Source organism: Candidatus Palibaumannia cicadellinicola (assembly GCF_002855795.1).
Classification (GTDB): Bacteria; Pseudomonadota; Gammaproteobacteria; order Enterobacterales; family Enterobacteriaceae; genus Baumannia; species Baumannia cicadellinicola_C.
The window spans coordinates 1-7,333 of the sequence record NZ_NJPO01000146.1; the positions used below are offsets into that span (position 1 = coordinate 1).

Genomic DNA, 7,333 nt, shown 5'->3' on the forward strand with positions numbered 1-7,333 from the left:
GTTAATGGATTCACTCAAGAGTAACCATTATTTTTCATGATTTTTCATGACCCACTATTTGTCAAATTAGTCATTAGAGGTGACCTGTGCTGTACAGGATAACAATAGTATTACAACACCTATTGCAACGCTGGCTGACCCAGCTAGTAGGCTGGGGTGCTGAACATAAAGGCGGCTGGCTAACGTACGTAGTTATTACACTGTTCGTACGCTTCTATAAGGTAGATATGCAAGAAGCACTACAGCCTGATGTAGCAAGCTATCCTACATTTAACGAATTTTTTATCCGGGCGCTAAATGAAGACGCCCGCCCGATTGATACCGATCCTTCGGTACTAGTACTACCTGCTGACGGTATGATGTCCCAATTAGGACCTATCGACAGAGAGTGGATCTTTCAGGCTAAAGGTTACCACTATAGCTTAGAAGCTCTGCTTGCTGGCCACGATCACGATAACGATCGTATGATCGATTATTTTCGTTACGGAAGTTTTGCGACCACTTATATTTCTCCTAAAGATTATCATCGACTTCATATGCCTTGTAATGGCATCTTGCGCAAAATGATCTATGTGCCAGGTAATCTATTCTCAGTTAATCCTTCGACAGTTGCCAAGATTCCCAATCTGTTTGCTCGCAACGAGCGAGTTATTTGTTTGTTTGATACTGATTTTGGTTCCATAGCACAAATTCTCATTGGCGCTACCATTGTAGGTAGTATCGAAACCGTCTGGTCGGGCACAGTCACCCCCCCACGTGAAGGTATGATCAAATGTTGGCACTATCCCAAAGCGGTAGCTGACGATGCAGTAGTATTGCTTAAAGGGCAAGAAATGGGCCGCTTTAAGCTTGGCTCTACCGTCATAAATTTGTTTGCTGGCGGTAAAGTTAGGCTGGTAGATCACTTACATGCCCGTAATGTTACCCGTGTTGGACAGCCGCTGGCCTATGGCGTAAGCCAACTCCAACTTTTACCTTTAGCCTTCAACCTTCAACGGTAAAATAAGAGAAGAGACTTTTAGCCTTGCGTCTGATGATGATGTTCCTACTAGGACTAGGATGGTTAGTTGCCGCCCCAGTATTAACCGCTAAGCAACCGGATGATAATCTTATCCAAAATGATCAACAACAAGAGTTAGATGATCAAAGCACTGTTAATCATACAGCTATTATTGATGCTCTGCAGTTAGCGTTGAATGCTGTTGCAGAGAGTAAAGCGTCTAGCGCTAACATTAAAGAATATCAGAAGGTGATCGAAGATTTTCCTGCTCTGATACGGCAGCTACGAGCTAAAAAAGGCAAAGCCTTAGAACAACCACAACCAACTAAGATAACACTAGATAATAATATCTCTACCAGAGAGATAAACCAGCAATTGCTACAGGTAAACAGACAATTCATTGATCTCACAAGACAACTGCAGCATGAGCAGGAGATAGCGCGCGCCATCAGTGACTCGTTAAACTTATTACCGCAGCAGCAAACCGTTGCGCGTAGAGCACTGAATGATGTAGAAAAACAACTTTATGCATTACCAATATTATGTACCCCACTCGTGCAAGCGCAAGCAACCGCATTGCAAGCAGAACAAATAGCGCGAAGACTAAAAGTTGATGAATTAGACTTAGCGCAACTTAGTGCTAATAATCGGCAGGAACTTTCACGCCTGCGCGCCGAAATCTTAACAATACGTCACGATAGTATCGATCAACAGTTACAAATGCTACGTAATCAGCTAAATCATTTATACCAGCAGGAGGCAGAACAAGCTCTTGAACATACTGAAATAATCGCAGAAAAAGGTAGAACACTACCTAAATCTATTAGTGATCAGTTGCAAACTAACCGCCAACTATCTATCGCTCTGAATAAACAAGCTCAACGTATGGATATGATAGTGTCGCAACAACGCCAGGTAGCATTACAGACACAACAAGTGCGAAAGGCGCTCATGACATTAATCGAGCAGGAACCATGGCTTAATGAATCACCGAGACTTAGGGAGACTCTACGTACTCAATTTTCTAATCTACCGGATCTACCGAAACCTCAACCGCTGGATAGCCAAATGGTGCAGCGGCGAATTAAGCGCTTACAGTATGAAGATTTGATAAATAAGTTGCCACAGTTTGCGCAAGGCAAACAAGATGACGGCTCGCCACTAAAGCAGGCACAGAAGTGTATCTTGGGTGCGCAGTTGACAACTCAGCGCAACTTACTAAATGCACTGCTAACCGGAGGCGACACAGAAATACTAGAACTAACTAAACTTAAAGTCGCTCACAGCCAGTTAGAAGACGCTATGAAGGAGCTCAGGGAAGCCGCACATAGCTATCTTTTCTGGGTGGCTGACGTAAACCCTATTACCTTTACTTATCCTCTACTAGTTGGTCAAGATTTAAAACTGCTCCTTACATTAGATACTTATCATCAACTGTTATGTGCACTCAAAATGATGTTTACCCAACAGGAAACTTTAATTCAGCTTTTTAGCGCTTTAATGCTGATTGGATTCAGCTTTAGTTCGCGCCGGTACTATCATACTTTTCTAGCACGTACTAGTGGCAGAATAGGTAAAGTGAATCAGGATTATTTCACACTTACGTTACGTACGGTATTTTGGTCATTGCTGATCGCTTTGCCGCTACCGGTATTATGGTCAGCTCTAGGTTATGGCTTCCGTCATGCTTGGCCTTATCCGGCTGCGGTAGCGATCGGCGAAGGCGTCAGCGCTACTGTTTTAATACTGTGGATATTCATGGTTAGCACTTATTTCACTAGACAGCAAGGGTTGTTTATCGTTCACTTTGGTTGGCCTGCACCGCTAGTAAAGCGTGCGCAGCGCTATTATACTTTTTTTATCGGCATAATTATACCGTTGATGATGGTGTTAATGGCTTTAGATACTTACCGCGACCGTGAGTACGCCAGCACTCTGGGCAGGCTATGCTTTATGTTGCTATGTACCTGCTTGGCGCTAGTGACGGTGAGTCTGAAACGCGCTGGATTGCCGTTGCATCTTGATCAACATGGTTCTAGTGCTCAGATTATTAATCGTTTGCTATGGAACATTATGATCTGTGCACCAATCGTGGCAGCTGTCGCCTCCTGCCTCGGTCATCTAGCAACTGCCCAAGCACTACTATCGAGATTAGAAACATCTGTTGCTATATGGTTTTTGCTATTAATAATTTATTATATCATCCGGCGCTGGATGTTTATCCAGCGCCGACGTATCGCTTTCGAGCGCGCTAAACAGCGCCGCGCCGAAATTTTAGCTCAGCGTGCGCGTAATGAAGAGCATCTGTCTCAGTTACAATTAAATGAGGCAGCCGCAGAAGTAGATGAAAAAGTGCTAGACCTAGATACCATGAGCGCTCAGTCGCTGCAATTGGTACGATCTATTATCACCATCATCGCTATCTTGTCGATTATTTTGCTGTGGTCAGATATTTACTCAGCATTTGGTTTTTTAGAGAAAATCAAACTATGGGATGTCACCTCTACTCTCCAAGGTGTAGACACTATTCAGCCTATTACGCTAGGCGCAGTATTAATTGCCATTGTTGTTTTTCTTATCACGAGCCAGCTGGTGCGTAACCTACCCGCACTGCTGGAGTTGGCGCTGTTGCAACATTTAAATCTCACACCTGGCACTGGGTATGCGATTACCACACTGACCAAATACAGTATCATGTTTTTGGGAGGGCTCATTGGATTTTCTTTCATAGGCATTGATTGGTCGAAGCTACAATGGCTAGTAGCTGCGTTAGGTGTCGGGCTAGGGTTCGGCTTACAAGAAATTTTCGCCAATTTTATCTCTGGTCTTATTATTTTGTTCGAAAAACCAATTAGGATCAGTGATACTGTTACCATTCGTAATCTGACTGGTAATATCACTCGTATTAATACCCGGGCTACTACGATCACTGACTGGGATCGCAAAGAAATAATCATGCCGAACAAAGCATTTATTACCGAACAGTTCGTAAACTGGTCACTGTCAGATACTGTGACGCGTGTAGTTTTAAATGTTCCTGCACCGTCTGGTGCTAACATCGAACAGGTAACCCATATTTTAGTAGAGGCGGCACGTCGCTGTCCGCTAGTTTTAGAAATACCCGCGCCGGAAGCATATCTAGTAGATTTGCAGCATGGTTTACCGCTTTTTGAATTACGTATGCACGTTGCGGAAATGGGACACCGCATGCCGCTACGCCATCAAGTACATACGCAGATTATTAATGGATACCGAGAAAATGAGCTCGAACTACCATTTCCACCGTTTCAGTTACGTACAGATCAGTTTAGCATCGATCCGTCAGTATATTGAATCTAATCTACCTGATAGTTAGATTAGCTTGGCCCAATCTAAATGTGATTACTCTATTTTATTTAATTCTGGATACATACTCGCCAGAACGAGTATCTACTTTAATGATTTCGCCGTTCTGGACAAACAAAGGAACCTTTACTATTGCACCAGTGGTTAGCGTAGCTGGTTTACAGCTAGTGCTAGCGGTATCACCTTTGATACCAGGATCTGTAGATAGAATTTTTAGTTCCACGAACTTTGGTGGGGTTACGGTAATAGGCTGGCCATTCCATAAGGTGAGCACACAGGCTGCTTGTTTGACTAACCATTTAGCATGATCGCCAACAGCTTTCGCATTCGCAGCTAGTTGTTCGAAGTTGTTCTGATTGATGAAATACCATAAATAATTATCCTTATATAGATAATTAAGGTTAATATCTATCACATCCGCCGCTTTAACTGAGTCGCCGGACTTAAAGGTTTTTTCTAGCACTTTACCAGAAATAAGCTTACGTAGACGTACTCGGTTAAACGCCTGCCCTTTACCTGGTTTGACAAACTCATGATCTATAATGACGCATGGTTCACCATCTAACATAATTTTTATACCATATCGAAATTGATTTGTACTATAACTATAAGAAGTCATATTTTATTTCATATTAATGAACGATACCAGATAACAAAACCCCAGCCAATACTGAGCCGGGGAATTTGATTCGCTTTGATTTATGTTATGGCTTATGGCCATGGCCAACTTACATCATGCCACCCATACCACCCATTCCACTTCCACTAGAGGCTCCCATATCAGGCTTTTCTTCTTTCGGAAGATCGGTGATCATACATTCCGTAGTAATCATAAGACCGGCAATAGAAGCTGCGTACTGTAGCGCAGAACGAGTTACTTTAGTTGGATCTAGTATACCCATATCAATCATATTACCATACTTTTCGGTCGCTGCGTTATAGCCCATATTGCCTTCGCTAGCTTTTACGTTGTTAGCGATAACCGATGGTTCTTCACCAGCGTTAGCCACGATCTGACGCAGCGGAGCTTCCATGGCACGTCGTGCAACTTTTATGCCAACGTTTTGATCTTCGTTGTCGCCACACAGTTCAGTGATACCGTTAGCTGCACGAATCAGTGCTACGCCACCGCCTGCCACTACACCTTCTTCCACTGCAGCACGAGTCGAATGCAAGGCATCTTCTACGCGAGCTTTTTTCTCTTTCATTTCTACTTCAGTGGCTGCACCAACTTTAATCACGGCAACGCCGCCTGCTAATTTAGCTACACGTTCTTGTAGTTTTTCGCGATCATAGTCAGAAGTAGCTTCTTCCCGCTGTTGATTTATCTGTGCTACACGGCTGTCAATCAACGCTTTGTCGCCAACACCATCGATAATGGTAGTAGTATCTTTAGTAATAACAATCCGTTTCGCCTGTCCCATGTCTTCTAAGGTAGCTTTTTCCAGTTCCAGACCTATCTCTTCGGAGATCACAGTACCGGCTGTAAGGACAGCAATATCCTGCAGCATTGCTTTACGGCGATCACCGAAGCCTGGTGCTTTAACTGCTGCTACTTTTACGATGCCGCGCATAGTATTAACCACCAAAGTAGCTAGCGCTTCGCCTTCTACATCTTCAGCTATCACTAGCAGTGGTTTGCTTGCTTTGGCCACCGCCTCTAATACTGGAAGCATTTCTCGGATGTTAGATATTTTCTTGTCAGCTAGCAAGATAAACGGATTTTCTAATTCTACTGTCCCAGTTTCTTGCTTATTGATAAAATAAGGAGATAAGTAGCCACGGTCGAACTGCATACCTTCAACTACATCAAGTTCGTCCTGCAAACCAGAACCTTCTTCAACAGTGATAACGCCTTTTTTACCTACTTTTTCCATCGCTTCAGCGATCAGCATACCCACTTTTTCATCAGAGTTCGCGGATATTGTTCCAACCTGAGCAATAGCTTTAGAATCGGCACAAGGTACGGATAGCTTTTTCAATTCTTCAACTGCACCGATAACAGCTTTATCGATACCACGTTTTAGATCCATCGGGTTCATACCAGCGGCAACTGCTTTCAGGCCTTCGTTAACGATAGACTGCGCTAGCACTGTTGCGGTGGTAGTACCATCACCTGCAGCATCATTAGCTTTTGAAGCTACTTCTTTGACCATCTGTGCGCCCATGTTTTCGAATTTGTCTTCTAGTTCTATTTCCCGCGCTACAGAAACGCCGTCTTTAGTGATGACAGGAGCGCCAAAAGACTTGTCTAACACCACATTGCGACCTCTAGGACCCAAAGTAACTTTTACTGCATCGGCTAGAACGTTTACACCCCTAAGCATTTTGATGCGAGCTTCGTTACCGAATTTTACTTCTTTAGCTGCCATTTTATTTTCCTTAAACTTGTTTAGTTAACATAATTACGCCGGGATTATTTTTCCACAATGGCCAGAATGTCACTTTCAGACATGATTAACACCTCATCATTGTCTATTTTTTCTACTTTAACGCCATATCCGTCATTGAAAATTACAGTGTCGCCAATTTTCACGTCTAACGCTTTTACTTCACCATTTTCCAGGCTACGGCCACGACCTACTGCCAGCACTTCTCCACGGGTAGATTTGCCTGCTGCAGAGCCTGTCAGCATGATGCCACCTGCTGATTTCGATTCAACTTCTTTACGCTTTACGATAACACGATCATGTAATGGACGAATTTTCATTGATAGCTCCCCTTAAATAAAAGCTAGGTCAGTTTTTTCGGATGGATGAATGTTGGGCATCTAGTTATGCCCCCTTCATGCGTTAATGATGGGGGCGTTCAAGAACGCTTCAAGGGGAAAAAAAATAATTTTTTGTTTAGTTGCGTAATTTTTAGTCAAAACACATAACTATAAAAGAAAATGATTTATAACCAAACGATAATTATTTGACATTATTATGTTTATTTGAGTGATAACAATTAGCTAAAATTAGTCTTTCAATTACCATATCAGTCAAT

At 43.0% G+C, this 7,333-nt stretch carries 5 protein-coding genes; 2 read left to right on the forward strand and 3 right to left on the reverse strand.

The window, feature by feature from the left end:
- Nucleotides 1-86 precede the first annotated feature (86 nt).
- Both asd and mscM read left to right on the forward strand, forming a co-directional pair.
- Nucleotides 87-1,001, forward strand: a complete 915-nt coding sequence (gene asd, locus CEX73_RS02720) for an archaetidylserine decarboxylase (protein ID WP_101627055.1) — start codon at nt 87-89, stop codon at nt 999-1,001.
- A gap of 32 nt (nt 1,002-1,033) precedes the next feature.
- Entirely contained in the window at nt 1,034-4,333 is a 3,300-nt protein-coding gene (mscM, locus tag CEX73_RS02725) for a miniconductance mechanosensitive channel MscM (protein ID WP_260081363.1), read from the forward strand.
- 58 nt (nt 4,334-4,391) lie between these two features.
- Here the strand turns inward: mscM and efp are convergent, their stop codons facing one another.
- The 3 genes from efp to CEX73_RS02740 form a co-directional block, all read right to left on the reverse strand.
- Entirely contained in the window at nt 4,392-4,964 is a 573-nt protein-coding gene (gene efp / locus CEX73_RS02730) for an elongation factor P (protein WP_101627057.1), read from the reverse strand.
- A gap of 109 nt (nt 4,965-5,073) precedes the next feature.
- Nucleotides 5,074-6,717: a chaperonin GroEL gene (groL, locus tag CEX73_RS02735; protein ID WP_101627058.1), complete on the reverse strand. Its 1,644-nt coding sequence runs from the start codon at nt 6,715-6,717 to the stop codon at nt 5,074-5,076.
- 44 nt (nt 6,718-6,761) lie between these two features.
- Complete coding sequence (locus CEX73_RS02740) at nt 6,762-7,055, reverse strand: co-chaperone GroES (RefSeq protein ID WP_101627059.1); 294 nt, start codon at nt 7,053-7,055, stop codon at nt 6,762-6,764.
- Nucleotides 7,056-7,333 lie beyond the last annotated feature (278 nt).